At 67.3% G+C, this 24,913-nt stretch carries 21 protein-coding genes and 1 pseudogene; 12 read left to right on the forward strand and 10 right to left on the reverse strand.

Annotation, left to right across the window (positions count from 1 at the left end; genetic code table 11):
* Positions 1 to 38 precede the first annotated feature (38 nt).
* The 3 genes and pseudogenes from DIE03_RS13275 to DIE03_RS38725 all read right to left on the reverse strand — a co-directional run.
* The gene (locus DIE03_RS13275; RefSeq protein WP_124450900.1) at positions 39 to 1,034 is read right to left on the reverse strand and encodes a DedA family protein/thiosulfate sulfurtransferase GlpE; all 996 of its coding nucleotides are present in this window, start codon (positions 1,032 to 1,034) and stop codon (positions 39 to 41) included.
* Positions 1,035 to 1,188: 154 nt separating this feature from the next.
* Positions 1,189 to 1,458 (reverse strand): hypothetical protein, encoded by a 270-nt coding sequence (locus DIE03_RS13280; protein ID WP_012493620.1) that lies wholly within the window; start codon positions 1,456 to 1,458, stop codon positions 1,189 to 1,191.
* A 277-nt stretch (positions 1,459 to 1,735) separates the two neighbouring features.
* Positions 1,736 to 2,088, reverse strand: a pseudogene (locus tag DIE03_RS38725) (phospholipase domain-containing protein); the annotation flags it as partial.
* A 220-nt stretch (positions 2,089 to 2,308) separates the two neighbouring features.
* Between DIE03_RS38725 and DIE03_RS13290 the strand changes: the two are divergent.
* Positions 2,309 to 2,809, forward strand: coding sequence for a GNAT family N-acetyltransferase (locus DIE03_RS13290; protein WP_124450902.1), 501 nt, complete (start codon positions 2,309 to 2,311; stop codon positions 2,807 to 2,809).
* A 260-nt stretch (positions 2,810 to 3,069) separates the two neighbouring features.
* Positions 3,070 to 4,668, forward strand: a complete 1,599-nt coding sequence (locus tag DIE03_RS13295; RefSeq protein WP_124450904.1) for a thioredoxin family protein — start codon at positions 3,070 to 3,072, stop codon at positions 4,666 to 4,668.
* A 39-nt stretch (positions 4,669 to 4,707) separates the two neighbouring features.
* Here DIE03_RS13295 and DIE03_RS13300 read toward each other — a convergent pair whose 3' ends face one another.
* Positions 4,708 to 4,959 (reverse strand): DUF4148 domain-containing protein, encoded by a 252-nt coding sequence (locus DIE03_RS13300; protein WP_124450906.1) that lies wholly within the window; start codon positions 4,957 to 4,959, stop codon positions 4,708 to 4,710.
* Between the two features lie 426 nt (positions 4,960 to 5,385).
* Positions 5,386 to 6,789 carry a GntP family permease gene (locus tag DIE03_RS13310; RefSeq protein WP_124450909.1) on the reverse strand — a complete coding sequence of 468 codons (1,404 nt, stop codon included), beginning with the start codon at positions 6,787 to 6,789 and terminating at the stop codon, positions 5,386 to 5,388.
* A 316-nt stretch (positions 6,790 to 7,105) separates the two neighbouring features.
* On the opposite strand from DIE03_RS13310, the gene DIE03_RS13315 reads away from it, so the two are divergent.
* The 5 genes from DIE03_RS13315 to DIE03_RS13335 all read left to right on the forward strand — a co-directional run bounded on the left by DIE03_RS13315 (position 7,106) and on the right by DIE03_RS13335 (position 12,845).
* A complete protein-coding gene (locus tag DIE03_RS13315; RefSeq protein ID WP_124450911.1) occupies positions 7,106 to 8,593 on the forward strand; it encodes a sigma-54-dependent Fis family transcriptional regulator in 1,488 nt (495 codons plus the stop codon).
* Positions 8,594 to 8,647: 54 nt separating this feature from the next.
* On the forward strand, positions 8,648 to 9,175 hold the full coding sequence (locus DIE03_RS13320; RefSeq protein ID WP_124450913.1) for a BON domain-containing protein: 528 nt from the start codon (positions 8,648 to 8,650) through the stop codon (positions 9,173 to 9,175).
* Positions 9,176 to 9,236: 61 nt separating this feature from the next.
* Complete coding sequence (locus DIE03_RS13325; protein ID WP_124450915.1) at positions 9,237 to 9,509, forward strand: hypothetical protein; 273 nt, start codon at positions 9,237 to 9,239, stop codon at positions 9,507 to 9,509.
* A gap of 103 nt (positions 9,510 to 9,612) precedes the next feature.
* The gene (locus DIE03_RS13330; RefSeq protein ID WP_124450917.1) at positions 9,613 to 9,915 is read left to right on the forward strand and encodes an H-NS family nucleoid-associated regulatory protein; all 303 of its coding nucleotides are present in this window, start codon (positions 9,613 to 9,615) and stop codon (positions 9,913 to 9,915) included.
* Positions 9,916 to 10,487: 572 nt separating this feature from the next.
* Positions 10,488 to 12,845, forward strand: coding sequence for a GNAT family N-acetyltransferase (locus DIE03_RS13335; RefSeq protein ID WP_124450919.1), 2,358 nt, complete (start codon positions 10,488 to 10,490; stop codon positions 12,843 to 12,845).
* Positions 12,846 to 13,488: 643 nt separating this feature from the next.
* Here DIE03_RS13335 and DIE03_RS13340 read toward each other — a convergent pair.
* The gene (locus DIE03_RS13340) at positions 13,489 to 14,040 is read right to left on the reverse strand and encodes a hypothetical protein (RefSeq protein WP_124450921.1); all 552 of its coding nucleotides are present in this window, start codon (positions 14,038 to 14,040) and stop codon (positions 13,489 to 13,491) included.
* A 175-nt stretch (positions 14,041 to 14,215) separates the two neighbouring features.
* Positions 14,216 to 15,037 carry an IclR family transcriptional regulator gene (locus DIE03_RS13345; RefSeq protein ID WP_124450923.1) on the reverse strand — a complete coding sequence of 274 codons (822 nt, stop codon included), beginning with the start codon at positions 15,035 to 15,037 and terminating at the stop codon, positions 14,216 to 14,218.
* 663 nt (positions 15,038 to 15,700) lie between these two features.
* Here DIE03_RS13345 and DIE03_RS13355 point away from each other — a divergent pair.
* Positions 15,701 to 16,549 carry an ureidoglycolate lyase gene (locus DIE03_RS13355; RefSeq protein WP_124450925.1) on the forward strand — a complete coding sequence of 283 codons (849 nt, stop codon included), beginning with the start codon at positions 15,701 to 15,703 and terminating at the stop codon, positions 16,547 to 16,549.
* Between the two features lie 89 nt (positions 16,550 to 16,638).
* On the opposite strand, the gene DIE03_RS13360 is transcribed toward DIE03_RS13355, so the two are convergent.
* Entirely contained in the window at positions 16,639 to 17,022 is a 384-nt protein-coding gene (locus DIE03_RS13360) for a VOC family protein (RefSeq protein WP_124450927.1), read from the reverse strand.
* 29 nt (positions 17,023 to 17,051) lie between these two features.
* Complete coding sequence (locus tag DIE03_RS38730) at positions 17,052 to 17,177, reverse strand: hypothetical protein (RefSeq protein WP_260434874.1); 126 nt, start codon at positions 17,175 to 17,177, stop codon at positions 17,052 to 17,054.
* A 99-nt stretch (positions 17,178 to 17,276) separates the two neighbouring features.
* Between DIE03_RS38730 and DIE03_RS13365 the strand changes: the two genes are divergently transcribed.
* Complete coding sequence (locus DIE03_RS13365) at positions 17,277 to 17,936, forward strand: ABATE domain-containing protein (protein WP_124451137.1); 660 nt, start codon at positions 17,277 to 17,279, stop codon at positions 17,934 to 17,936.
* A gap of 21 nt (positions 17,937 to 17,957) precedes the next feature.
* Here DIE03_RS13365 and prpR read toward each other — a convergent pair whose 3' ends face one another.
* Positions 17,958 to 19,940: a propionate catabolism operon regulatory protein PrpR gene (prpR, locus tag DIE03_RS13370; RefSeq protein ID WP_124450929.1), complete on the reverse strand. Its 1,983-nt coding sequence runs from the start codon at positions 19,938 to 19,940 to the stop codon at positions 17,958 to 17,960.
* A gap of 170 nt (positions 19,941 to 20,110) precedes the next feature.
* Between prpR and prpB the strand changes: the two genes are divergently transcribed.
* The 3 genes from prpB to acnD all read left to right on the forward strand — a co-directional run bounded on the left by prpB (position 20,111) and on the right by acnD (position 24,893).
* Positions 20,111 to 21,004 carry a methylisocitrate lyase gene (prpB, locus tag DIE03_RS13375; RefSeq protein ID WP_006480320.1) on the forward strand — a complete coding sequence of 298 codons (894 nt, stop codon included), beginning with the start codon at positions 20,111 to 20,113 and terminating at the stop codon, positions 21,002 to 21,004.
* Positions 21,005 to 21,043: 39 nt separating this feature from the next.
* A complete protein-coding gene (gene prpC / locus DIE03_RS13380; RefSeq protein WP_124450931.1) occupies positions 21,044 to 22,216 on the forward strand; it encodes a 2-methylcitrate synthase in 1,173 nt (390 codons plus the stop codon).
* 82 nt (positions 22,217 to 22,298) lie between these two features.
* The gene (gene acnD / locus DIE03_RS13385; protein WP_124450933.1) at positions 22,299 to 24,893 is read left to right on the forward strand and encodes a Fe/S-dependent 2-methylisocitrate dehydratase AcnD; all 2,595 of its coding nucleotides are present in this window, start codon (positions 22,299 to 22,301) and stop codon (positions 24,891 to 24,893) included.
* Positions 24,894 to 24,913: the final 20 nt, after the last annotated feature.

The raw sequence follows: 24,913 nt of genomic DNA on the forward strand, positions 1-24,913 counted from the left end.
TCCCCCGCATCGCGCAGCCGGCCGGGCCCGCAGTTCGGTCAGGCCGGCTTGTGCAGCCCCGCGACGGGATCGTTCGCGGCGGGCATCTCTTCCACGAGCGACGTGAGCTGGCGGCCCGTATTGCGCCAGGCGTCGAGGCCGCCGCGCAGCGCGAGCGCATCGGTGAAGCCTGCGTCGAGCAGGCGCTTCGCCATCAGCGCGGCCGTCACTTCATTCGGGCACGAGCAATACACGACGAACTTCTGCGACAGCGGATAGCGCGCGACGATGTCGCCGATCTGCCGCTCGTCGGCGAATTGCGCACCGGGAATCGTGAACGGGTCGAGCTTGCGGTGCTCGGGCGAGCGCACGTCGAGCACCACCGGCGCGGCGGTGTCGCGCAGCAGCACGTCGAGTTCGTCGACACCGATCCGCGCGTTCGCGAGCTGGCGGATCAGCGCGCGGCGGCGCATCCAGCGCACGGCCGCATAGATCGCCAGCAGCGCGACGATGACCAGCAGCACCGCGCGGCCGAGATGGCTCGCGCCGGCGAACAGCCAGTCGATCTGACGGTAGAACACGAGGCCGGCGATCAGCCCGACGATGGTCCACAGCGCGGCGCCGAGCGCGTCGTAGCCGGCGAACGTGCGATAGCGCGTGCCGAGCGCGCCGGCCATCGGCACCGACACCAGCGACAAGCCCGGAATGAAGCGTGCGACCGCGAGCACGCGCACGCCGTAGCGGCCGAAGAAGCGCTCGGTCTTGCGCACGCAGGTATCGCGCGACAGCGACAGCCGGCAGATCGTCTTCAGCGTCGTGCCGCCGTAACGGCGCCCCGCGACGTACCAGACGGTGTCGCCGATCAGCGCGCCGAGCACCGACAGCGCCACCACCGTCACGAGCTGCGACCCGATCATCGCCGGGTGCATCGCGGACATCGCGCCGAACAGCACGAGCGTCGGCATCGCGGGCACCGGCAGGCCGATGGCCGCCGCGAGCACGTTGGCGAACACGAGAAGCGGCCCGTACTGGGCGACGAGGTCACGTAGGAGCATGACGGCTGGCCGAAAAGGAGACGCGTGGGCAGGAAACGCAGATGGGCCGATTATCGGCCTTTTTCAAGACAACGGCGGGAATGACGCAAAGCGCCTGACGGCGGCAGGGGGATACCGGTGAGCCGGCGCGCTGCGCGCGGCTCACCGATCGGGATCAGGAGGGGGTACGGGCGAGCGACGCGGCACCGTGGTTTTCGCCGGGCAGCTCGGCGCCGTGCGAGCGGATCGCCGCGATCAGTTCGGCCGGCGTGATCTCGTAGCGGACCTCGCGGTGGATGCCGGGTTTGCGTTCGTCGATCTCGATCAGCAGCACGCTTTTGCCGTCGCCCGTTGCTTCCAGCCGGAGCGAGCGCAGTTCGCGGCCGTCGGCCGGGTCGTGTTCGGTGAGCAGGGTCATTGCCCCGGATGAGCCGGTAGTGCGCATCGAACCTATCCTCGTATCGTGTCGTGGATGCCGTAACGGCAAAGATGTCTTTGTTGACTACAGCTTGACGCAGTTTAACGCGAACGGGCCGCGGTACGGAGCATTTTCGTGCGGTGAAATGAGGGCTGCACCACCGATCCTTCTGATGTTTGAGCCGCGCCGGGCGGGCGTTTCAGCCGGATCGGCCACAGTCGCGGCCGGCGCGTGAGCGGCGTGCGCGGTTGCACCGGCGCGGGTGGCGACACGCGAGGCGAAGCGTGTCGCCGCGGTGCCGTCGGAAGCGGTCGGCGAGACCCATCGCCGGCGCCGACCGAGTGGCGGCCGGTTTCGACGCGCCGGCCACGCGGCGCGAGAAGCTCGCGTCGCTGTCGGCGGTGACGATGAAGTCGTACCAGTGGCCGGTCGAGTCGCGTTTCCGGTGCAGCTCGGCCCGGTCGCCGGCGCGTACCGTGACGGTCCACGTGGGACCGGTACCGTGGCCGCGACCCAGGCTGTTGCCGTCCTCGTTGCCGTGGCCATGACCATGATCGTCGTTGCCGCGGTTGCCGGCGAGCGGGCCGTAGACCCGGATCGACTTCGCACCGTGCCGTCGCCGTCGTCGCCGCCGTCGTTGCGCGGCCGCAGGTGGAGGAGGTGCGCGCATCGCGTTCGACACGCGGTGTCGCGCGAAGGCAGCGGCCATCGTCCGGATTCCGTTCGAATCTCCTTGCCACGTTCGTTGCGGGTGCAACGTGATGCGCGAGCGCGTGACGCCCATGTTTCAAATGCGTGAAATCGGATAAGCTCGACACGTTGCTGCGCCCATGCGCAGTCCGCGCCTTCAGCGCGATTTTTCGGAACCGGCCCACCCATGACCGACATCACGATCCGGCACAGCGAGACGCACGACGTCGACGCGATCCGGCACATCGCCGCGCATCCAGCGGTATACAGCAATACGTTGCAGTATCCGTTTCCGTCGCTCGAAAAATGGCAGAAGCGGATCGAGAACGTGCATGAGCGCGGCGTGAGCCTCGTCGCCGAAATCGACGGCACGGTCGTCGGCCATCTCGGCCTGCAATTCGAGCCGAATCCGCGCCGGCGCCATGCAGCAGGGCTCGGCATGATGGTCGATGCGGCCCGTCACGGGCACGGCATCGGCAGCCGGCTGCTCGCGGCCGCGATCGACCTCGCGGAAAACTGGCTGAACCTCACACGCCTCGAGCTGACCGTATTCACCGACAACCGGGCGGCGATCGCGCTCTACGAGAAGCACGGTTTCCAGATCGAAGGCGAATCGCCGGGCTACGCGTTGCGCGACGGCGTGCACGCGTCCGTGTATCACATGGCGCGGGTCAAGGCACGGCAGTGAAAGGCCTGCAGACGCGCACGCGACGGCACATGCGGCCGCGATAGCGCACGTCATATTCATTCGAGAATTCGTTCGTTTTCCACCGTCTGTACCCGTCGTATCGTTGAATGATTTGCCGGCCGCTTCGGCCGGCGTTCGTTGTTCCGACTCGATGCATGCGCGGCGTCGCACGCTGGCCAGCCTCATCGTCATCGCTTCCCGGCCGTTGTTTCGCGCGCCGCACTGTCCCGCAACCGCCTCCTTCAACGGAACCCGCTTCGATGAAAACCGTTCTCCGGAATCTGACTGCCGCCTGCCTGTTCGCTGCCGCCGCAGGTGCGGCGTTTGCCGCCGCCACGCCCGCCGCCGCCCCGCTGGCGAGTGCCTCGCCCGACGGTGCGCACCTGCCGCCCGGCATCGCGTGGCAGCACGGCGACGTCGACGCCGCGTTCGCGCTCGCGAAGCGCACCGGCAAGCCGCTGCTGCTGTACTGGGGCGCGGTGTGGTGTCCGTCGTGCAACCAGGTGAAGTCGACGATCTTCAGCCAGCAGGCCTTCAAGACGCGCTCGTCGTTCTTCGTGCCCGTGTATCTCGACGGCGATACCGAAAGCGCGCAGAAGCTCGGCGAGCGTTTCAAGGTGCACGGCTATCCGACGATGATCCTGTTCCGCCCCGACGGCACCGAGGTGACGCGGCTGCCGGGCGAAGCCGATCTCGACCGCTACATGCAGGCGCTGTCGCTCGGGATGACGGCCGCGCATCCGGTGCGGCAGACGCTGGCGACGGCGCTGAAGAACGGCGCGTCGCTGACGCCGGACGAATGGCGCCTGCTGGCCGACTATTCGTGGGATACGGATGGCGCACTGCCGGTGCCGGCCGACCGCGTCGCCGAGACGCTGCAGTCGCTCGCGCAACGTGCGCGGGCGGCCGGCGCGAAGGCCGAGGCGGCACGCTTCGCGTTGAAGTCGGCGGTGGTCGCCGCGTCGGACGATCCGGCGCAGGCCGGTGCGCTCGACAAGGCGGCGCTCGCCGATTCGCTGCGTACCGTGTTGCACGATCGGGCGCTGTCGCGGGCCGATTCGGACGTGCTGGTCGCGGCGCCCGCGCGCGTGGTCGCGTATCTCGGCAGCGACGACGCACAGCGCGCGACGCTGCGCGGCGCGTACGACGCTGCACTCTCGCGCCTGTCGACCGACACGACGCTGTCGTCGATCGACCGGCTGATGGCATTGCACGGCCGCGTGCTGCTCGCGCACGGCGACGCGAGCAAGGGCGTGCCGCTCGCTGCGCCGGCGCTGGCCGATACCGCGCGCAAGCAAATCGCCGCATCGGTGCAGCAAGCGGCGAACGCGTACGAGCGGCAGGCGCTCGTCAGCGAAGGCGCGGACACGCTGACCGACGCGGGGCTGTACGACGAGTCGGATGCGTTGCTGAAGGCAGAGCTGCCGCGTTCGTCCACGCCGTATTACTTCATGTCGGGGCTGGCCGCGAATGCGAAGGCGCGCGGCGACAAAGCCGCCGCGCTCGACTGGTATCGCAAGGCATACGACGCGGCGAGCGGGCCGGCGACGAAGCTGCGCTGGGGTGCCACCTACTTTGCGAATGCGGTCCAGCTGGCGCCGGACGATTCGGCACGTATCGAAGGCATTGCCGCGAGTGTGCTCGCGCAGGCCGACAAGACCCGCGACGCGTTCTACGGCGCGAACCTGCGCGCGTTGACCAAGGTCGTCACGCAGCTGAACCGCTGGCGCGGCAGCGGCGCGCACGATGCGTCGGTCAAGTCGGTCGTCAAGCAGTTCGACGGCGTATGCGGAAAACTGCCTGCAGGCGATCCGCAGGCAGCGGCGTGCGCCAAGCTGATCCAGCCCGTGAAGGCGTAACGGCGCAGCGATGCGTCGTCGAGCGGGCCGGACGCCGGATTACTGGCCCGACTCCGACGACGCGCCGCGATCGCTGCCGTATCCGGCGTCGTGCTGGCGGGCGATTTTCGCTTCGGCGGAAACGATGCTGGCGGGGTAGAACCAGTCGCTCGACTGGAAGCCGGCCTCCTTTAGCGCCTTGACTTCGGCGCGGACCTGCGCGCGCGTCAGCGGCTGGTTCGACTGGGCTTGCGCGGCGAGCGGGGCCGAGATGGCGAGGGCAATGGCAACGGCTTGGACCAGGCGCTTCATGATCGGGACCTCCAGGATTCCGGTGAATCGCTGCACTTCGTTCATCGAAGCACCGTGCGACGTTGAACCCAGTGTAGGCCGGAGCACGTGCGCGAAAAATGCGATCGCGCCCAACGCAGTGTTTTGTTGCGGGCAACAATGGTTGCGCGGAGGCGGAGGCGGAGGCGGAGGCGGAGGCGGAGGCGGAAGCGGAGGCGGAAGCGGAGGCGGAGGCGGAAGCGGAAGCGAATGCCGGATGCTGGATGCCGGAGGGCATCGCGGGCGCTGCGCAGGCGCCTGGCGGTACGGATTCGACAAGGTTCGCGAGCGGGGAAATGAAATCGGACCGGATGCGAATTCCGGAATCCGTTCCGGTTCGCATGCGATCCGATCCTGACGCGCAGGCGAGGCGGGAGGCGGCGTACGAGTGCCGCCTCAGGCAGGCACTTACACGAGCCCCGTCGCGTAGTACACGGCGATCACGAAGAACACCGCGAGCGTCTTGATGACGGTGACCGCGAAGATGTCACGATACGACTCGCGGTGCGTGAGGCCCGTGACCGCGAGCAGCGTGATGACGGCGCCGTTGTGCGGCAGCGTGTCCATGCCGCCGCTGGCCATCGCGACGACCCGGTGCAGCACGTCCATCGGAATGTTGGCGGCCTGTGCGCCCTTGATGAACAGGTCCGACATCGCGGCGAGCGCGATGCTCATGCCGCCCGACGCGGAACCCGTGATGCCGGCGAGCGAGCTGACCGACACGGCTGCGTTGACGAGCGGGTTCGGGATGCTCTTCAGCGCATCGCCGACGACGAGGAAGCCCGGCAGTGCGGCGATCACGCCGCCGAAGCCGTATTCCGACGCGGTGTTCATCGCGGCGAGCAGCGCGCCGCCGACGGCGGCCTTCGAGCCGGCCGCGAAGCGGTCGCTGACGCGCTTGAACGCGGTCAGCACGACCAGCACGATGCCGAGCAGCAGTGCGGCTTCGACCGACCAGATCGCGACGACGGTCTTGATCGACGTCGTGACCGGCGTATGCACGCCCGGCAGCACGTCCGGCGCGACCGTGTACGACGCGGCGCCGTACCACTGCGGGATCAGCTTCGTGAACGCGAAGTTCGACACGCCGACGAGGATCAGCGGCAGGATCGCCAGCGCGGGATTCGGCAGCGACGTCGCCTCGACGCGCTCCGGCTCGTTGACGAGCGACGTGCCGTAGCCTTCACCCTTCGCCATGGCCGAACGGCGGCGCCATTCGAGATACGAGAGGCCGACGACGATGATGAACAGCGAGCCGATGGTGCCGAGCGCGGGCGCGGCCCACGCAGTCGTCTTGAAGAACGTGGTCGGGATGATGTTCTGGATCTGCGGCGTGCCGGGCAGCGAATCCATCGTGAACGAGAACGCGCCGAGTGCGATCGCGCCGGGCATCAGTCGCTTCGGAATGTTGCTCTGGCGATAGAGTTCGGCCGCGAACGGATAGACCGCGAACACCACGACGAACAGCGAGACGCCGCCATAGGTGAGCAATGCACACACCGCGACGATCACCGCATTCGCGCGCGAGCGGCCGATGTAGCGGATCGCGGCATGGACGATCGACTCGGAGAACCCGGACAGTTCGATCACCTTGCCGAACACGGCGCCGAGCATGAAGACCGGGAAATACAGTTTGACGAAGCCGACCATCTTCTCCATGAAGATGCCGGAGAAGACCGGTGCGACGGCGGCGGGTTCGGTCAGGAGCACCGCGCCGAGCGCGGCGATCGGTGCGAACAGGATCACGCTGTAGCCGCGATACGCGGCGTACATCAGGAACGCCAGCGCGGCGAGGACGATCACGAAAGACAAGGGAGTCTCCTAATGGCTTTGGTTGTTGTTCGATCGCGCGACGCGCCGCGGACCGGCTCAGGTTCGTGCAGGTTTCGTGCCATCGGCCGGATTGCGCCGCCGGACATGGGTCCGCCGGAGGCCGGCGGGCCCGCGCCGGCCTATGTCTGACGATTCTACATAAAACGTCTCCGCCTGGAGACGATATGGCCGTCCGGCCAGCCCGTGAAATCGGGCAAGGCATTCCCGGACAACGTATTGCGGCATGTCTCCGTAATGAGATAATCCGTCTCGTTCCGGAGACATCCGGTCGACAATACGCGGAGACGAAGACACGATGATGAACGACTGGGCCCGCCTGCCCGTCAACTACGGCGACGTGCTGCGGCGCGCCGCCGAGTCGCTGTTCCGGACCTTCGAGGATTCGAGCGCGGGCACGGTGGTCGTCGATCGCGATGCGCGCGTCGTATGGATGAACGAGCGTTACGCGGCACGCTTCGGCTTTGCCGATCCGCAGCAGGCCGTCGGCCTCGACTGCGAAGCCGTGATTCCGAACAGCCTGATGCGCGAGGTCGTGTCGACCGGGCAGCCGATCCTGCTCGACATCATGGAGACGGGCCGCGAGCCGCTCGTCGTCACGCGCCTGCCGCTGAAGAACGAGGCCGGCGAGACGGTCGGCGCGATCGGCTTCGCGCTGTTCGACCAGCTGAAGACGCTCACGCCGATCTTTTCCCGCTATGCACAGCTTCAGCAGCAGCTGATCGCGACGCAGCGTTCGCTCGCGCAGGCGCGCCGCGCGAAATACACGTTCGCGAGTTTCGTCGGCACGAGCGCCGCGAGCCTCGAAACCAAGCGTCAGGCGCGGCGCGCCGCGCAGGTCGATTCGCCGGTGCTGCTGCTCGGCGAGACGGGCACCGGCAAGGAGCTGCTCGCGCACGCGATCCACGCGGCGTCGGCGCGTGCGCTTCAGCCGCTCGTTACCGTCAACGTCGCCGCGATTCCCGATACGCTGCTCGAAACCGAATTCTTCGGCGCGGCGCCCGGCGCGTACACGGGCGCCGACCGTAAGGGGCGCATCGGCAAGTTCGAGCTGGCCGATCGCGGCACGCTGTTCCTCGACGAGATCGGCGACATGCCGCTGCCGTTGCAGGGCAAGCTGCTGCGCGTGCTGCAGGACAAGGAGTTCGAGCCGGTCGGCTCGAACCGGATCGTGCGCGCGGACGTCCGGATCATCGCCGCGACGTCGGCCGACCTGCCGGCGCTCGTCGCGGCCGGGCGCTTTCGCGCGGATCTCTATTACCGGCTGAACGTGCTGACGATCCATGCGCCGCCGCTGCGCGAGCGCGCATCCGACATCGCGGCGCTCGTCTACGCGACGCTCGAGGAACTGGCCGCGCAGCACGGGCGCGCCGCGCACTGTGAACTGACCGACGACGCGTTGCGGATGCTGTGTGCGTATCCGTGGCCCGGCAACGTGCGCGAGTTGCGCAATACGCTCGAGCGCGCGCTGATGCTGTCGGATCGTTCGGTGATCGATGCGCGTGCGCTCGCACCGTTCCTCGGGCCGGTGCGCGTCTCGGCGGACGGCGCGGCTCCGGCGCTGCGGGTTGCCGCGACGCCGGTCGAACCGCGAGCGGGCGATGCATCCAGCGTACCCGGTGCGGCCGTCGCTTCGTATGCCGATGCGTTGGCGGCGTGGGAGCGCCAGTTCCTGACCGATGCGCTCGCGGCCTGTGACGGGAAGGTCGTCGAAGCGGCCGCGCGCATCGGGATCGGCCGCGCGACGCTGTACAAGAAGCTGGCGGCGCTGGGCATCGACCGGTAGGCCGATCGGCGATGCCGATCCGGCCGGACGTGAAGCATCGAACAGGAGATCACGATGAGGCGGATCGGTATCGCAGGGTGGCTGACCATGTTGCTGGCGACTTCCGCGTTCGCGCAAGCCGGCGACGCCGACGCGCCCGAGGCGCGGCGCAACTGGTACAACGATCCGTTCATCGCGCTGTCGCGGGACGTGGCCGAATGCCCGTTGCCGCTCGGCCCGTGGATGACGCGTGCCGAGATGACGGACGACGCGCATTACCGCGCCGAACGCGGCACGACCTGCTGGCTCGCCCACCGCTGCACGAAGCCGAACTCGTATATGTATGACGCGTCGATCGCCGATGCCGCGAAAGCGCACTTCGCCGGCTCGGATCGCCTGCGCGGCACGAGCCTGTGGATCACCGTGCAGCGACGTTTCATCTACGTCGAAGGATGCGCGCAGACGGCGTTCGATCGTCAGGCGCTGCAGCGCGAATTCGAGGCACTGCCGGACGTCGAGCAGGTTTTCGTTCGCATCACCGACGATCCGCGCCGGAGCTTGCCGTACAAGGCGCGCGGGCAACCGGACCGGGTGCCGAACTGACGGTGGAAGGGCTGCGCATGGCATACTCGCGACATTCAAAAAAAGGTTGACGGGAAGAACAATGAAACACATGCTTGCGTCGGTCTGTCGGCGGTCTCGGGCGGCTGCATTGTTGGCTCTGGTGGCGGGGCTTGGCGGGTGTGGCGGCAGCGCGCCGCTGTTCACTTCGGACGGGCGCCCGACGACACAGGTGCAATGCACCGGCAGCGACTGGAGCAATTGCACGGACAATGCCCGAGCGATATGCAACGGGGATTTCGAAGTGATCCAGCAATCGACCGATGACGCCGTACGAAATCTTCTCTTCGCATGCAAGAAGAAAAGCGGTTATTGATCCCGAAATGACCGGCTGAGGAAACCACGATCGGGCGCAGCGCTTTTCCATTTGCTTGGTGTTACCTATTTTTCACGAATAACACTCACGGAGTCCCATCCATATGGCGACCTACAGGCAACTGTCCGCACAGCTCGAACGGCTTCAGCAAAAGATCGACAAGGAACGTGAAAAGGCGATTGCCGACGCGATTGCCGAAATCCGCGCGAAAATCGAGGAATACGACATTACGCCCGAGGAGCTCGGTTTTCGTCCGATCGGGGCCGCCGTTGCTGCCACCGCGAAGGCGAAGCGGTCGTTGCCGCCGAAGTACCTGAACCCGAAGACCGGCGAAACGTGGAGCGGCCGCGGACGGGCGCCGACCTGGCTCGGCAAGAACCGCGCACGTTTCCTGATCAAGGACTGACTCCCGAAAATCCTCACCTTTCGTGTGCCGACTGACGGTGCGAATGACCCTACGGTCATCGCACCGTTTTGTTTTCGTGCAGTCGCCGAGCGATTTTCCCCGGTGAATGGATGCGCAATGCTGCGCAATTAACGGATCCCGTTTTGCGAATTCGCCGCGATCCGGCCGCATATCGCGGCGAATTCCCGTAAACAGCCGCGCAATTTCGCAGCGCATGCGCATGGGCAATCGCGATTTTCGCGGTGCATGCGTGCCGCGGATTCTCATCACCTTTCGCGTGTTCGCGTGCTGCGTCGTGCAAATCCCGAAGAGTCTCACCATGACTCCTGTAAATCCTCACCTTTGAGGAAGCGGACGCAGCGTCGTGCCGCGTTGCCTGCGTCGTGCGGCGATGCGTCGCCGCGTGTGTTGCAGGTCCATGGTGCAAGCGTTGACGCTCGTCGAACAGTCAGCCGTTCGGCATATAGGCAGTCGCATGCGCTTCGCCTATGCTTGGGATTCGCGTCGATCGGCACCCGGTCTCTCGGGCCGCATGCCGATCGTGTCGTCTTTCGTCACCGCAGGGAGCCGATGTGACCGTTCGCCATCTCGATGCGTTGTTCCAGCCCAAGTCCGTTGCAGTCGTCGGCGCGTCATCGCGTGCGGGCAGTATCGGCGCGATGGTGTGGTCGCGCGTGCTCGACGGCGCGTTCCAGGGGCCCGTGTGGCCCGTCAATCCGAAGTATCGCGAGCTGGACGGGCATGCGGTCGTGCCGGACGTCGACCGGCTGCCCGCGCCGCCGTCGGTTGCCGTGATCTGCACGCCGCCCGCGACCTGGGCCGGCATCGTGCGCAAGCTCGGGGAGCTCGGCACGCGCGTCGCGGTGATCGTCGGCGAGGCGCGCACGGATGCCGATCGCGCCGCCGTCGATCGTACGTTGAAGGCGGCGAAGCCGTTCGTGCTCCGTATCGTCGGGCCCGGCAGCCTCGGCGTGTTGTCGCCCGCACGGCATGCGCATTTCGGTGCGCCGGCCTATACGGCGCGATCGGGCGGCGTCGCGTGGGTGTCGCAATCGAATGCGCTGACGAACGCGGTGCTCGGCTGGGCCGATGCGCGCGGCCTCGGCTTTTCGCATGTCGTCGCGCTCGGCAGCGAATCCGACGTCGACGCCGGCGACGTGCTCGACTATCTGGCGAGCGATCCCGGCACGCGCGCGATCCTGCTCGAACTCGATACCGTGCGGGCCGCGCGCAAGTTCATGTCGGCCGCGCGTGCGGCCGCACGCAACAAGCCGGTCCTCGCGTTGCGCACCGGGCGCGCCGATCCCGGCGACGCACTCTATACGGCGGCATTCCAGCGCGCGGGCATGGTGCGTGTCGATGCGCTCGACGATCTGCTCGACGAGATCGAGACGCTCGGCGTCGGCCGCGTGACTGCGCGCGGCGCGGCGACGCTCGTCACCAGCGATGCGGGTGTCGCGAAACTCGCGGTCGATGCGGTCGCCGAAGTGCGCGACGTGCTGGCCGACTGGTCGCCGGCGGCAACGTCGGCCGTGTCGGCCGCGCTGCCGCATCTCGCGGCGCCCGGCAATCCGCTGACGCTGGGCGACGACGCACGCCCCGAGCACTTTGCCGCGGCGATCAAGGCGCTTGCGCCGTTCCCGCAAACGGGCACGCTGTTCGTCGTCCATTCGACGTCCCACAGTGCACCGGCCGATTCGGTCGCGCGCACGCTGATCGACTCGCGGCAGTACGCGCATCGCGGCATCCTCGCGTGTTTCTTCGGTGCCGTCGACGCCGCGACGCGCGATGCGCTGCATGCGAACGGCATTCCCGTGCATACGACACCGCAGCGGCTCGCACGCGCGTATGCGCGTCTCGTCGACTACAACCTCGGGCGGCAACTGCTGATGCAGACGCCCGAAGGCACGCCGCCGCAGCCGGCCGAGTGCGTCGCTTCCGCGCAGGCGGAAGCGCGCCGCATGGTCGAAGCCGGCCAGCACGAGCTGGCCGGCGATGCCGCGCTGCGGTGGCTGTCCCATTTCGGCCTGCAGGGCGAGCAGGCTGCCGAGCCGGCCGGCAAGAAGGTTGTCGATGTCACGGTCGACATGTACGACGATTCGAACTTCGGTCCGGTGTTTCGCTATGCCGTGCCGCCCGCGGACGGCGTCTCGGCGCCATTCGTCGTCTACGGCCTGCCGCCGCTGAACACCGTGCTTGCCCGCGCGGTGATGGAGCGCTCGCCGTATGCGCGCAGCACGCCCGTCGAGCCGACGCTCGACGCATTGACGGCGTTGTCGCAGGTCGTCTGCGACGTGCGCGAAGTTGTCGCGCTGTCGGTCACGCTGCGCGTGCTGTCCGGCGGCGCGCGCGTGATCGCACCGCGCATCACGCTGGCCACGGGGCGCAGCCGGCTCGCGATCATGCCGTATCCGCGGCACCTTGAACAGACGCTCGAGTGGCGCGGCGAGACGGTGACGATCCGCCCGATCCGTCCGGAAGACGAGGCCGCGCACAATGAACTGCTCGCCGCGATGACGCCGGACGATCTGCGGATGCGTTTCTTCGGCGCGGTGCGCAGCTTCGATCACTCGCAGGTGGCGCGCATGACGCAGATCGATTACGACCGTGAGATGGCTTTCATCGTGTCGTTCACCGATGTGTCGGGGCGCGACCATACGCTCGCGGTGGCGCGCGCGGTCGCCGATCCCGACAACGAGACGGCCGAGTTCGCGATCGCGGTACGCCCCGATCAGAAGGGCAAGGGGCTCGGCAGGCTGATGATGGCCCGCATCATCGACTACGCGCGCTCGCGCGGCACTGCCTGGATGATCGGCGAGGCGCTGCGCGAGAATTCGGCGATGATCTCGCTCGCGAAGTCGTGCGGCTTTGCGGTGTCGAGCACGGAGGAGCCTGGCGTCGTGGGCTTCAGGATGAAGTTGCAGCCGTAGCGGCTGTCGGCTGCGCGAAGCGAGGAGGCATCGTCTGCAGGTGGCTGTCTCCATTCATTCACCGGTAACGCACGTAGTCACTCAGGAATGCAAAATATTTGCGCGGGCTTTCGCAGGCTGCACCTGAACCTGTCGAACCAGTTTGTCACGCCGATCCAGACAGCATCTGAAGGCGCTTGCCGAGCACCGCGTTACCCGCCCCGCGTGGTCATTTCACGCGATGTGTTCAAGCGTTTCGAGCACCGCATTCCGGCCTCGCCGATTCGGATCGATCGCAAAGGTGAGATTTTTCGGGAGCGGTAAGTGAGCGTTTCCGGGAGCGCGTGGTGAGCCGATACGGGAGCATTCGGTGAGCCTTCCCGGGAGTGGCCGGTGAGCCCCTGCGGGAGCCGCTGGTGAGCCTTTCCAGGACGTATCGGTGAGCGCTTGCGGGAGCATCCAGTGAGGACATTCGGGAGCCGTTGGTGAGCGTCTTCGGGAGCGTTGGGTGAGCTTGTTCGGGAGGTGTCGGTGAGTGCTTGCGGGAAGCTGAGGTGAGATTTTTCGGGAGCAGGCTGATGGACCGCTCCCGCGAGCGCGGCACCAGCCAATGCGGGCGTCGCGCGAGGGTTCGGGCACGCATGAACCGTGCCCGATGCCACATTTACGCGGCGAGTTTCGACGCCGCGTCGTTCACCTGATCGCGCGAAATCGCGAGTTCGTCGAGGTGCGGATCGGCATAGACGGCGCCGGTTTCGCGCTCGAGGCGGGCGATCGTCAGCGCACAGCGCGCGGTGTCTTTCGGCATCGCGATGAAGCGCTTGATCGACTCGCCGGCCGTGAATGCTTCGAACAGCGCGCCGCGCACGTCGTCCGGAAGCGTCTTGGTCCATTGGTACGGCTTGCCGTTGAACGTGATCGACGGCGGCAGCGTGCGCTCCTTCTTGGTCGCCGTGATGAGCCCGTAGGTGCGGGCCGCGTCGCCGATCTGTTCGGGCGAGAAGAGTTCGTCAGGCGTGATGTCGAACTGCTCGATGTAGTTTTCGATCGTCTGCATTGCGGCAGCACGATCGTCGCGCTTCTGCTGCGCGCGCGCGACGATATCGCGCAGCTCGTCCGCTTCGTCGGGCGTGATCGTGAAGCTTGCCTGCTTCTGCTGAAGTTCGGAGAAACGCTGGAATTCTTGATCGTTCAGAAGTTTGGCCATGACATCCATCGGACACGACGGCCGCGACAACCGGCCGTCGTAGTTTTTGAGAGGGCCGCTATTTTAGCGTAGCGCCGCGGGCGCACGATATGACACCGCATATCGCGTACCGCACGGGCGTCGCGCAACCGGGGGCCGGCGCTGCCGCGCCGCGCCCGGTGTGTTTCGTGGAGAAATCCGCGGGTCAGCAGATCTCGGTGCGGCCCATCGACAGATGGGCGGCCGTGTCGCGCAGCCCTTCGACGACGAGGTCGACGGGAGGCGCCGCGTGCGCATCGATCCGGCGCATGTACGGGCAGGTCAGCACCGCGATCGCATGGCCGGACGGCCCGAGGATCGGTGCGGTCAGGTCGGTCACGCCATAGGCCTGGCGGCTGTCCTGGCGCAGGTAGCCATCCTGCCGGATGGACTGGCACGCATACGCGAGTTCTTGCTCGTTCAGCGGCGCCTCGCCCTTGACCTTGCGATGCTCGGTCAGCATGTGCGCACGCTGCTCGGGGCCCTGGAACGCCAGCATCACGCGTCCCGACGCCGTATCGGCGAGCCCGACGCGCGAGCCGAGCCGGACCGACACGCCCCACGGGCCGGGCCCGTCGACCTGGGCGATCACGAGCAGGTTGCCGCGATCGTAGACGGACAGGTGGCACGACTGTTCGGCTGCATCGGCGAAGCGCTGCATCGGCGGCAGCGCTTCGGCAATCAGCCGGCTCATCGGCGGGTGCCGGTGCGCAAGCGCGAACAGCTTGAGGCTGAGCGTGTAGCGATCGCCGCCGGTCGAGCGCATCACGTAGCGGCGTGCGACGAGGCGTTCGAGCATCCGGTAGATCTCGCTCGCGTTGCGGCCGAGCTCCTTCGTGATTTCAGTGCGGGTGAGTCCTTCTTTCTGCTCGGCCAGGAGCTCGAGAATGTCGAGTCCCTTGTCGAGCGCGGGGGCGCGATAGCGGTCGATAGCGGCCATCGATTCCCGTGCGTCGCAGCCGGGAAGCGGGTCGTTGGTTGTCTGCATTGTCGGTGTGAGGTTGGGGATTACCGTCGATCGGCTGGCGACGCACGCTGGCCGGTTCTGCACGCGCATAGGGTGGGCCCGCGTATGGCGATGAAAGCCATTCGTACGAGCTTAGCAATAAACATACAGTGTGCAATGCAGCGTCTTTTTACCGATCATTACCGGACAAGAACGGATTGGCAAACGTTCTCGATGACAGGGCCACCCCGAATATCCAGTATTCATGGTCTGATGGCAGGCGATACCGGCAATCCCGACCGGTCGGTCGATGTATGCGCATCCAATGCTGCGCCGCAACGTCTGCGGGTGCACCAATAGTCGGTATCCGTCGCGGGCCATTTCACGGCGCGCGGCCGATGGTACAAAGGCTGGCGGGCCAACGACGGCGCGGCCGCGCGTGAAGCCGGCCGGCATGGGCCGGTACGCGTCGCGGGTGCCGGGCCGTCGTCGCCGATGCGCAGACCGGCGGCCGCCCGTTCGATGCGCGCCATACTGTTCGTGCGGCGCCGCGATCGCTGCGCCCGCGCGACCCTCGCGCGTCGAACCGCCTGCCGGATGCGGTGCCGACGCGCGCTATCGACGATCGACAATCAGTCCGGCGCGCGGCCGCGAAAGGTCGCGTCGGCCGCTATCCTGTCCCATTCGACAACAGAGGTGAGCACGATGAAACTGCTTCGCTATGGCCCGTCCGGCCAGGAAAAGCCCGGTATTCTCGACGCGGACGGCCGGATTCGCGACCTGTCCGCGCACGTGCCGGATCTGGCCGGCGATGCGCTGTCCGACGCCGGTCTCGCGCGGCTGCGCGCGATCGATCCGGCCACGCTGCCGCTCGTTTCCGGCGAGCCGCGCATCGGCGCGTGCGTCGGGCACGTCGGCAAGTTCATCGGCATTGGCCTGAACTATGCCGATCACGCGGCCGAAGCCGGCATGCCGGTCCCGAAGGAGCCGGTCGTGTTCGGCAAGTGGACGAGCTCGATCTGTGGCCCGAACGACGGCATCGACATCCCGAAGGGTTCGGTCAAGACCGACTGGGAAGTCGAGCTGGGCGTCGTGATCGGTGCAACGTGCAAGGACGTCGCCGAAGCGAACGCGCTCGATTACGTTGCGGGCTATTGCGTCGTCAACGACGTGTCCGAGCGCGAATGGCAGATCGAGCGCGGCGGCCAGTGGGACAAGGGCAAGGGTTTCGACACGTTCGGCCCGATCGGTCCGTGGCTCGTCACGCGCGACGAAGTGCCCGATCCGCAGCGTCTCGACCTGTGGCTCGAAGTCGACGGCCACCGTTATCAGAACGGCAACACGCGCACGATGGTGTTTACCGTCGCGCAGTTGATCGCGTATCTGTCGACCTGCATGACGCTGCAGCCGGGCGACGTGATCACGACCGGCACGCCGCCGGGCGTCGGCATGGGCATCAAGCCGTCGCCGGTGTTCCTGAAGGCCGGCCAGACGGTGCGCCTCGGGATCGAAGGGCTCGGCGAGCAATTGCAGCACACGCGCGGCGCGCAATAACCGGTCGCTTGCGCGCTAAAACCGAGGGCCCGATTCCGCATCGCGCGGAATCGGGCCCTCGGCATTGGTACGCGATATATGCAGCGGCGTCACACGACGTTGTCGAGCTCGCAATGCGCTTCCAGCCGATACCCGTCGGGATCGACGACGAACGCCGCGTAATAGCCGGGGCCGTAGTGTTCGCGCTTGCCGGGCCCGCCGTTGTCCTTGCCGCCGTGCTCGAGCGCGGCGCGGTAGAACGCGTCGACCTCGACCGGCGAAGCAGCCTTGAACGACAGGTGCAATCCGGAATCGGGATCGGCGACGACGGGCCGAGCCGCGTGCTCCAACCACAGCTGGGGCTCGGTCGTGCCGTACCCGACGGCGCCGTCGTCGCTATATAGACGCTTGTAGCCGAGTGCGCCGAGCGCGCTGTCGTAGAAGGTGCGGCTGCGGTCGATGTGGGCAACGCCGAACGAAAGATGGTCGATCATCTGTAGCTCCTTGAACCGAGAGGGGGACGTCAGTGCGGCAAGCCTGCTTGCAGGCACCATGCCAGCCGCTTGTAGCGAAGCGCGCCGAGCGTGCTGTCGTCGTACGTGCGGCCGGCGGCGGTGTGGATAACCCTGAACGAAAAGCGATCGCTCATCTGTGTCTCCTTGGATTGAAAGGGGCGTCAGTGCGGCAAACCTGTTTTTAACCACCATGCAGGTTATGTTAGAAATCGCTCGGGCGCTTGTCAACCGGCATGGTGGTTAGATACGATCGCGTCATGAGCAAAACGCAACCTTCCGTCACGACGGACTATCTGATTCCCGCGCCGTCCGAAACGTTGAGCCTCGATTTCGCGAATACGCTGTATTGGCGCGGCAGCGACCCGCCAACGGAAACCTTCGGCACGATGGACGACCTGCTGGCCTGGTGCCGCGATCAGGCGGGCGTACCGGCCGCACTGGCCGATGCATGTCGCGTGCCCGACAAGGAGAAATGGAAAGAAAAGGGCGACGAGCCGGCGATGCTGGCGCGCTCGCTCGCGTTGCGCGAGGCGCTGTACCGGCTCTTTCATGCGCAGGCCGAGCAACGCGAGCCGCAGGCCGACGATCTCGCGCTGTTGAGCGGTTTTCTGGCGGAAGCGTCGCCGCGCGTCGCGCTGGCGCGCATCGACGGCGGCTATGCGTGGCGGATCGATGCGGCACGCGCCACGCTCGCGGGGCTGCTGAGCCCGGTGCTGTGGTCGGCGGTCGACCTGCTCGGCGGCGCGCGGCTCGCGAAGGTCAAGCGCTGCGCGAACGATGCATGCCAGTGGCTGTTCGTCGACGACAGCAAGAACGGCAGCCGCCGCTGGTGCTCGATGTCGTCGTGCGGCAATCGCGCGAAGGCGTACCGCCACTATCACAAGGCCGACTGACGGGCCGGCCGCGCGCCAGGCCTATTTCGCCGACAGCTTCCGCCACAGCGTCGTCTTGCTGATGCCGAGCATCGCGCACGCACGGTCGCGGTCGCCGCCGCATGCGTCGAGCACCGCGCGGATCTCGTCGGCTTCCGCGCGGCGGCGGCGCGCGTGCAGCGTCTGCGCGTCTTCGGTATCGGCCGCGTCGGGCGGCGCGGCGAACAGCTCGGGCGCGATCGCCTGCAGCGCGTCGGGATCGAGCGCGGCGCACGCGGCGGCGGGATCGTTTTCATCGGCTTCCTCGGCGAGTTCCACCGCGATCCGCTCGATCACGTTCTGCAGCTCGCGCACGTTGCCGGGCCACCGGTAGCGCGCGAGTGTGGCCTGCGTCGTGCCGAGCACACGCGCGGCATCGCCGGCATCGCGCAGGCGTTCGGCGAGCCGCGGCTCGCGCCGCGCCGCCTGCACGAGCAGCGTCGCCGCGAGCGCCGGAATGTCGGCCGCGCGCTCGCGCAGCGGCGGCAGGCCGACGTTCAGGATGTTGAGCCGGTAATAGAGATCCGCGCGGAACGTGCCGGCCTCGACGGCCGCGAGCAGCGGCCGGTGTGTCGCGGCGATCACGCGCACGTCGATGCGGATCGGCTCGGTCGAGCCGAGGCGGATCACCTCGCGCTCCTGCAGCACGCGCAGCAGCCGGCTCTGCAGCGATGGCGGCATCTCGCCGATTTCGTCGAGAAACAGCGTGCCGCGGTGCGCGGCCTCGAACAGGCCGGTCTTGCCGCCGCGCCGCGCGCCGGTGAACGCGCCTTCCTCGTAGCCGAACAGTTCGCTCTCGAGCAGCGCCTCCGGAAACGCGCCGCAGTTGACCGCGACGAACGGGTAGCTGCGCCGCGCGGACAGCGCGTGCAGGCTCTGCGCGATCATTTCCTTGCCGGTGCCGCTTTCGCCGAGCACGAGCACGGTCGCATCGGATTTCGCGTAGCGGCGCACGAGGTCACGCACGCGCGCCATCGGTGCCGACGCGCCGACCACGTCGTCGAGCGCGTAGCGCGCGGCGAACTGCTGCGTGGTCGGCTGCGACCGCAACGCGCGATCGAGCCGCTCGACCGCCCGCGATTCCTGGAACGTCAGCACGCTGCCCGACGTCACGCCGCGATCGACGAGCGGCCCGCGATGCACGACGTAGCGCACGCCGCGTACGGTCGCGAGCGCGTCGCCGTCCTCGCCGCGCAGCGTGCGCAGCTCGGGGCGCAAGTCGACGAGCGCGCGGCCGACGGCCGCCGCAGGTTCGACCCCGAGCGCCGACGCGAGCCGCTCGTTGATCGCCTCGACGCGGCCGTGCGCATCGAGCGCGACGACGCCGTCGCGCAGATGCTGCAACAGCGTGTCGAGCCGCTGGCGGCGGAACGCCTCGGCGTGCGTCGCATATGCGACTTCGAGCGCCGTCTCGACGGCCTTGCGCACCGATGCGTGCGAATACAGGAATACCGCGCCCATGCCGGCACTCGCCGCGAGATCGGTGACAAGGCCCGGGCCGACGATCGTTTCGATGCCGCGATCGTGCAGGTCGTGCACGCAGGCTTCCGCTTCCTGTGCCGACTGATATGACGCAAACTGCACGTCGAGGCCGTACGCGGCGACGAAGCGGCGCACTTCGGGCGGCGTTTCCCCGGCGCTGACGAGCGCGATCCGCGACGCGTCGCGCCGGGCGCGCGCAAGCGCCTGCATCACGTCGAAGCCGGTCGGCGACACGACCACCACCGGCACCTGCGCACGCGTTTTCAGGAAGCCGCCGTTCGAGCCGGCCGCGACGATCACGTCGGGCCGCGCGGCGCCGGCCTCGGCGATCGCGCTCAGCGCATCTTCATAGGCGCGCGTGACGATGCGCACGTCGGCGCGTTCGTCGAATTCGCCTGCGATCTCGCGAAACAGGTCGCGCAGGCGGCTGATGCCCATCGCCCAGATGCGCGGGCGCACCGTGCGATCGGCCGGGCCGACGGGCTTGGTCGAGGAGAGGTCCATGACGATCGATTATGCGCGTGTGATTTCATTTTTGAAACACGAAATTGCTGAATTGAAATGTCTGGGCGCTGCGTCGCGTGTGCCGGTTGCTTAAGAATCAGTGGGTTAGCGACGTTTCGCGAGCTGGCCCGGTCCTTGCTGTTATCGGGCATTCCATCAGGAGGCCGTTCATGAGCAATACGCATCTTCAGAGCGCCGGCGCGAAATTCCGCGCGGCAGTCGCGGCGGAACAGCCGCTGCAGGTGGTCGGCGCGATCACCGCGTACGCGGCCAAGATGGCGCAGGCCGTCGGCTTCAAGGCCGTGTACCTGTCGGGCGGCGGCGTCGCCGCGAACTCGCTCGGGATCCCCGACCTCGGCATCAGCACGATGGAAGACGTGCTGATCGACGCGACGCGGATCACCAACGCGACCGACCTGCCGCTGCTGGTCGACATCGACACGGGCTGGGGCGGCGCGTTCAACATCGCGCGCACGGTCCGCTCGTTCATCAACGCCGGCGTCGCGGCCGTGCACCTCGAGGACCAGGTCGGCCAGAAGCGCTGCGGCCACCGTCCGGGCAAGGAGGTCGTGCCGATCGACGAAATGGTCGATCGCGTGAAGGCCGCGGTCGATGCGCGTACCGACGACCAGTTCGTGATCATGGCGCGCACCGACGCAGCCGCCGCGGAAGGGATCGACTCGGCGATCGAACGCGCGGTGGCCTACGTCGAAGCCGGCGCCGACATGATCTTCCCGGAAGCGATGAAGACGCTCGACGACTACCGCCGTTTCAAGGCTGCCGTGAAGGTGCCGATCCTCGCGAACCTGACCGAATTCGGCTCCACGCCGCTGTTTACGGTCGACGAACTGCGCGAGGCGAACGTCGACATCGCGCTGTACTGCTGCGGCGCGTATCGCGCGATGAACAAGGCCGCGCTGAACTTCTACGAGACGCTGCGCCGCGACGGCACGCAGAAGGCGGCCGTGCCGACGATGCAGACGCGCGCCGAGCTGTACGACTTCCTCGGCTATCACGAATACGAGCGCAAGCTCGACGAGCTGTTCGCGCAGGGCAAGAAGTAACGCGGCCCGCACCCCCGATACCCATTGGAGAAAGGAAACATGAGCGAGACGAAAGACGCAGCAGCACCGGCCGCCGCAGGCGCATTCAAGCCGAAGAAATCGGTGGCGCTGTCGGGCGTGACGGCCGGCAACACGGCGCTGTGCACGGTCGGCAAGACCGGCAACGACCTGCACTACCGCGGCTACGACATTCTCGACGTCGCCGAATCGTGCGAATTCGAGGAAATCGCGCATCTGCTCGTGCACGGCACGCTGCCGAACCTGACCGAACTGGCCGCGTACAAGACCAAGCTGCGCGCACTGCGCGGCCTGCCGAGCGCGCTGAAGGCCGCGCTCGAGCAGATCCCGGCGTCGGCTCACCCGATGGACGTAATGCGTACCGGCGTGTCGGTGCTCGGCACCGTGCTGCCGGAGAAGGACGACCACAACCTGCCGGGCGCGCGCGACATCGCCGACCGCCTGATGGCGTCGCTCGGCTCGATGCTGCTGTACTGGTATCACTTCTCGCACAACGGCAAGCGCATCGAGACGGAAACCGACGACGACTCGATCGGCGGCCACTTCCTGCACCTGCTGCACGGCAAGACGCCGTCGAAGTCGTGGGTCGAGGCGATGCACACGTCGCTGATCCTGTACGCGGAGCACGAATTCAACGCATCGACGTTCACGGGCCGCGTGATCGCGGGCACGGGCTCGGACATCTACTCGGCGATCACCGGCGCGATCGGCGCGCTGCGCGGGCCGAAGCACGGCGGCGCGAACGAAGTCGCCTATGAAATCCAGAGCCGCTACAGCTCGCCGGACGATGCCGAAGCCGACATCCGCCGCCGCGTCGAGAACAAGGAAGTCGTGATCGGCTTCGGCCACCCGGTCTACACGATCTCCGATCCGCGCAACAAGGTGATCAAGGGCGTCGCGCACAAGCTGTCGAAGGAAGCGGGCGACCTGAAGCTGTACAACATCGCCGAGCGCCTCGAATCGGTGATGTGGGACGCGAAGAAGATGTTCCCGAACCTCGACTGGTTCAGCGCGGTGTCGTATCACATGATGGGCGTGCCGACCGCGATGTTCACGCCGCTGTTCGTGATCTCGCGCACGTCGGGCTGGAGCGCGCACATCATCGAGCAACGCGTCGACAACAAGATCATCCGCCCGAGCGCGAACTACACGGGCCCGGAAGACCTGCAGTTCGTGCCGATCGAGAAGCGCTGAAACGCCCGCCGCACGCGCCGGCACCCGTGATGCGGGCCGCCGGCGCGCGCGGAACGTCATACCCCGAATTCCGCCCCACATCATGAATACCGCCAACCGCAAACCCCTGCCCGGCACGTCGCTGGACTATTTCGACGCGCGTGCCGCGGTCGACGCGATCGCGCCCGGCGCCTACGACACGCTGCCGTACACGTCACGCGTGCTCGCCGAAAACCTCGTGCGCCGCTGCGACCCGGCGATCCTTGCCGATTCGCTGAAGCAGATCATCGAGCGCAAGCGCGAACGCGACTTCCCGTGGTTCCCGGCGCGCGTGGTGTGCCACGACATCCTCGGGCAGACGGCGCTCGTCGATCTCGCCGGCCTGCGCGACGCGATCGCCGACGGCGGCGGCGACCCGGCGAAGGTGAACCCGGTCGTGCCCGTGCAGCTGATCGTCGATCACTCGCTCGCCGTCGAATGCGGCGGCTTCGATCCGGACGCGTTCGCGAAGAACCGCGCGATCGAGGATCGCCGCAACGAGGATCGCTTCCACTTCATCGAGTGGACGAAGAAGGCGTTCGAGAACGTCGACGTGATCCCGCCGGGCAACGGCATCATGCATCAGATCAACCTGGAGAAGATGTCGCCGGTGATCCAGGCGCAGGATGGCGTCGCGTACCCGGACACCTGCGTCGGCACCGACAGCCACACGCCGCACGTCGACGCGCTCGGCGTGATCGCGATCGGCGTCGGCGGGCTCGAAGCCGAGAACGTGATGCTCGGCCGTGCGTCGTGGATGCGCCTGCCCGACATCGTCGGCGTCGAGCTGACCGGCAAGCGCCAGCCCGGCATCACCGCGACCGACGTCGTGCTCGCGCTGACCGAGTTCCTGCGCAAGGAAAAGGTGGTCGGCGCGTATCTGGAATTCCGCGGCGAAGGGGCGGCGAGCCTCACGCTCGGCGACCGCGCGACGATCTCGAACATGGCGCCCGAATACGGCGCGACGGCCGCGATGTTCTTCATCGACGGCCAGACGACCGACTACCTGCGCCTCACCGGCCGCAGCGACGAGCAGGTGAAGCTCGTCGAGACCTATGCGAAGGCAGCCGGCCTGTGGGCCGATACGCTCGCCAACGCGCAGTACGAACGCACGCTGACGTTCGACCTGTCGAGCGTCGTGCGCAACATGGCCGGCCCGTCGAACCCGCACAAGCGGCTGCCGACGTCCGATCTCGCCGCACGCGGGATCGCCGGCCAGTGGGAAGAGACGCCGGGCGAGATGCCCGACGGCGCGGTGATCATCGCCGCGATCACGAGCTGCACGAACACCAGCAACCCGCGCAACGTGATCGCCGCGGCCTTGCTCGCCCGCAACGCGAACGCGAAGGGCCTCACGCGCAAGCCGTGGGTCAAGAGTTCGCTCGCGCCGGGCTCGAAGGCGGTCGAGCTGTATCTCGAAGAAGCGAACCTGCTGCCGGAACTCGAGAAGCTCGGCTTCGGCATCGTCGCGTTCGCGTGCACGACCTGCAACGGGATGTCGGGCGCGCTCGACCCGAAGATCCAGCAGGAGATCGTCGATCGCGACCTGTACGCGACGGCCGTGCTGTCCGGCAACCGCAACTTCGACGGCCGCATCCACCCGTATGCGAAGCAGGCGTTTCTCGCGTCGCCGCCGCTCGTCGTCGCGTATGCGATCGCCGGCACGATCCGTTTCGACATCGAGAAGGATGTACTGGGCCATGACCAGGACGGGCAGCCCGTCACGCTGAAGGACATCTGGCCGACCGACGAGGAGATCGATGCGATCGTTGCGTCGAGCGTGAAGCCCGAGCAGTTCCGCAAGGTCTACGAGCCGATGTTCGCGCGTAGCGCCGATGCGGGCGAGCGCGCGGCGCCGCTGTACGACTGGCGCGCGCAGAGCACGTACATCCGCCGTCCGCCGTATTGGGAAGGCGCGCTGGCCGGCGAGCGCACGCTGCAAGGCATGCGCCCGCTCGCGGTGCTCGGCGACAACATCACGACCGACCACCTGTCGCCGTCGAACGCGATCCTGCTGGATAGCGCGGCCGGCGAATACCTCGCGAAGATGGGCCTGCCGGAAGAAGACTTCAACTCGTACGCGACGCACCGGGGAGACCACCTGACCGCGCAGCGCGCGACCTTCGCGAACCCGACGCTGATCAACGAGATGGCGGTCGTCGACGGCGCGGTGAAGAAGGGCTCGCTTGCGCGGGTCGAGCCGGAAGGCAAGGTCATGCGGATGTGGGAGGCGATCGAGACGTACATGAATCGCAAGCAGCCGCTGATCGTCGTGGCCGGCGCCGACTACGGCCAGGGCTCGTCGCGCGACTGGGCCGCGAAGGGCGTGCGGCTCGCGGGCGTCGAGGCGATCGCCGCCGAAGGCTTCGAGCGGATCCACCGCACGAACCTGATCGGGATGGGCGTGCTGCCGCTCGAGTTCAAGCCCGGCACGAACCGGACGACGCTCGGCATCGACGGCACCGAGACCTTCGACGTGATCGGCGAGCGCACGCCGCGCGCCGACCTGACGCTCGTGATTCACCGCAAGAACGGCGAGCGCGTCGAAGTGCCGATGACGTGCCGGCTCGATACGGCCGAGGAAGTGTCGATCTACGAAGCGGGCGGCGTGCTGCAGCGTTTCGCGCAGGACTTCCTCGAATCGTCGCAGGCGGCGTGACCGACGCACACAGGGATAAC

It is taken from the genome of Burkholderia sp. Bp8992 (genome assembly GCF_003853705.1).
Taxonomy (GTDB): domain Bacteria; phylum Pseudomonadota; class Gammaproteobacteria; order Burkholderiales; family Burkholderiaceae; genus Burkholderia.

Coding starts and splice junctions, on each gene's coding strand:
- DIE03_RS13275 (WP_124450900.1), bottom strand. CDS start 1,034: ATGCTCCTACGTGACCTCGTCGCCCAGTACGGGCCGCTTCTCGTGTTC.
- DIE03_RS13280 (WP_012493620.1), bottom strand. CDS start 1,458: ATGCGCACTACCGGCTCATCCGGGGCAATGACCCTGCTCACCGAACAC.
- DIE03_RS13290 (WP_124450902.1), top strand. CDS start 2,309: ATGACCGACATCACGATCCGGCACAGCGAGACGCACGACGTCGACGCG.
- DIE03_RS13295 (WP_124450904.1), top strand. CDS start 3,070: ATGAAAACCGTTCTCCGGAATCTGACTGCCGCCTGCCTGTTCGCTGCC.
- DIE03_RS13300 (WP_124450906.1), bottom strand. CDS start 4,959: ATGAAGCGCCTGGTCCAAGCCGTTGCCATTGCCCTCGCCATCTCGGCC.
- DIE03_RS13315 (WP_124450911.1), top strand. CDS start 7,106: ATGATGAACGACTGGGCCCGCCTGCCCGTCAACTACGGCGACGTGCTG.
- DIE03_RS13320 (WP_124450913.1), top strand. CDS start 8,648: ATGAGGCGGATCGGTATCGCAGGGTGGCTGACCATGTTGCTGGCGACT.
- DIE03_RS13325 (WP_124450915.1), top strand. CDS start 9,237: ATGAAACACATGCTTGCGTCGGTCTGTCGGCGGTCTCGGGCGGCTGCA.
- DIE03_RS13330 (WP_124450917.1), top strand. CDS start 9,613: ATGGCGACCTACAGGCAACTGTCCGCACAGCTCGAACGGCTTCAGCAA.
- DIE03_RS13340 (WP_124450921.1), bottom strand. CDS start 14,040: ATGGATGTCATGGCCAAACTTCTGAACGATCAAGAATTCCAGCGTTTC.
- DIE03_RS13345 (WP_124450923.1), bottom strand. CDS start 15,037: ATGCAGACAACCAACGACCCGCTTCCCGGCTGCGACGCACGGGAATCG.
- DIE03_RS13355 (WP_124450925.1), top strand. CDS start 15,701: ATGAAACTGCTTCGCTATGGCCCGTCCGGCCAGGAAAAGCCCGGTATT.
- DIE03_RS13360 (WP_124450927.1), bottom strand. CDS start 17,022: ATGATCGACCATCTTTCGTTCGGCGTTGCCCACATCGACCGCAGCCGC.
- DIE03_RS38730 (WP_260434874.1), bottom strand. CDS start 17,177: ATGAGCGATCGCTTTTCGTTCAGGGTTATCCACACCGCCGCCGGCCGC.
- DIE03_RS13365 (WP_124451137.1), top strand. CDS start 17,277: ATGGTGGTTAGATACGATCGCGTCATGAGCAAAACGCAACCTTCCGTC.
- prpR (WP_124450929.1), bottom strand. CDS start 19,940: ATGGACCTCTCCTCGACCAAGCCCGTCGGCCCGGCCGATCGCACGGTG.
- prpB (WP_006480320.1), top strand. CDS start 20,111: ATGAGCAATACGCATCTTCAGAGCGCCGGCGCGAAATTCCGCGCGGCA.
- prpC (WP_124450931.1), top strand. CDS start 21,044: ATGAGCGAGACGAAAGACGCAGCAGCACCGGCCGCCGCAGGCGCATTC.
- acnD (WP_124450933.1), top strand. CDS start 22,299: ATGAATACCGCCAACCGCAAACCCCTGCCCGGCACGTCGCTGGACTAT.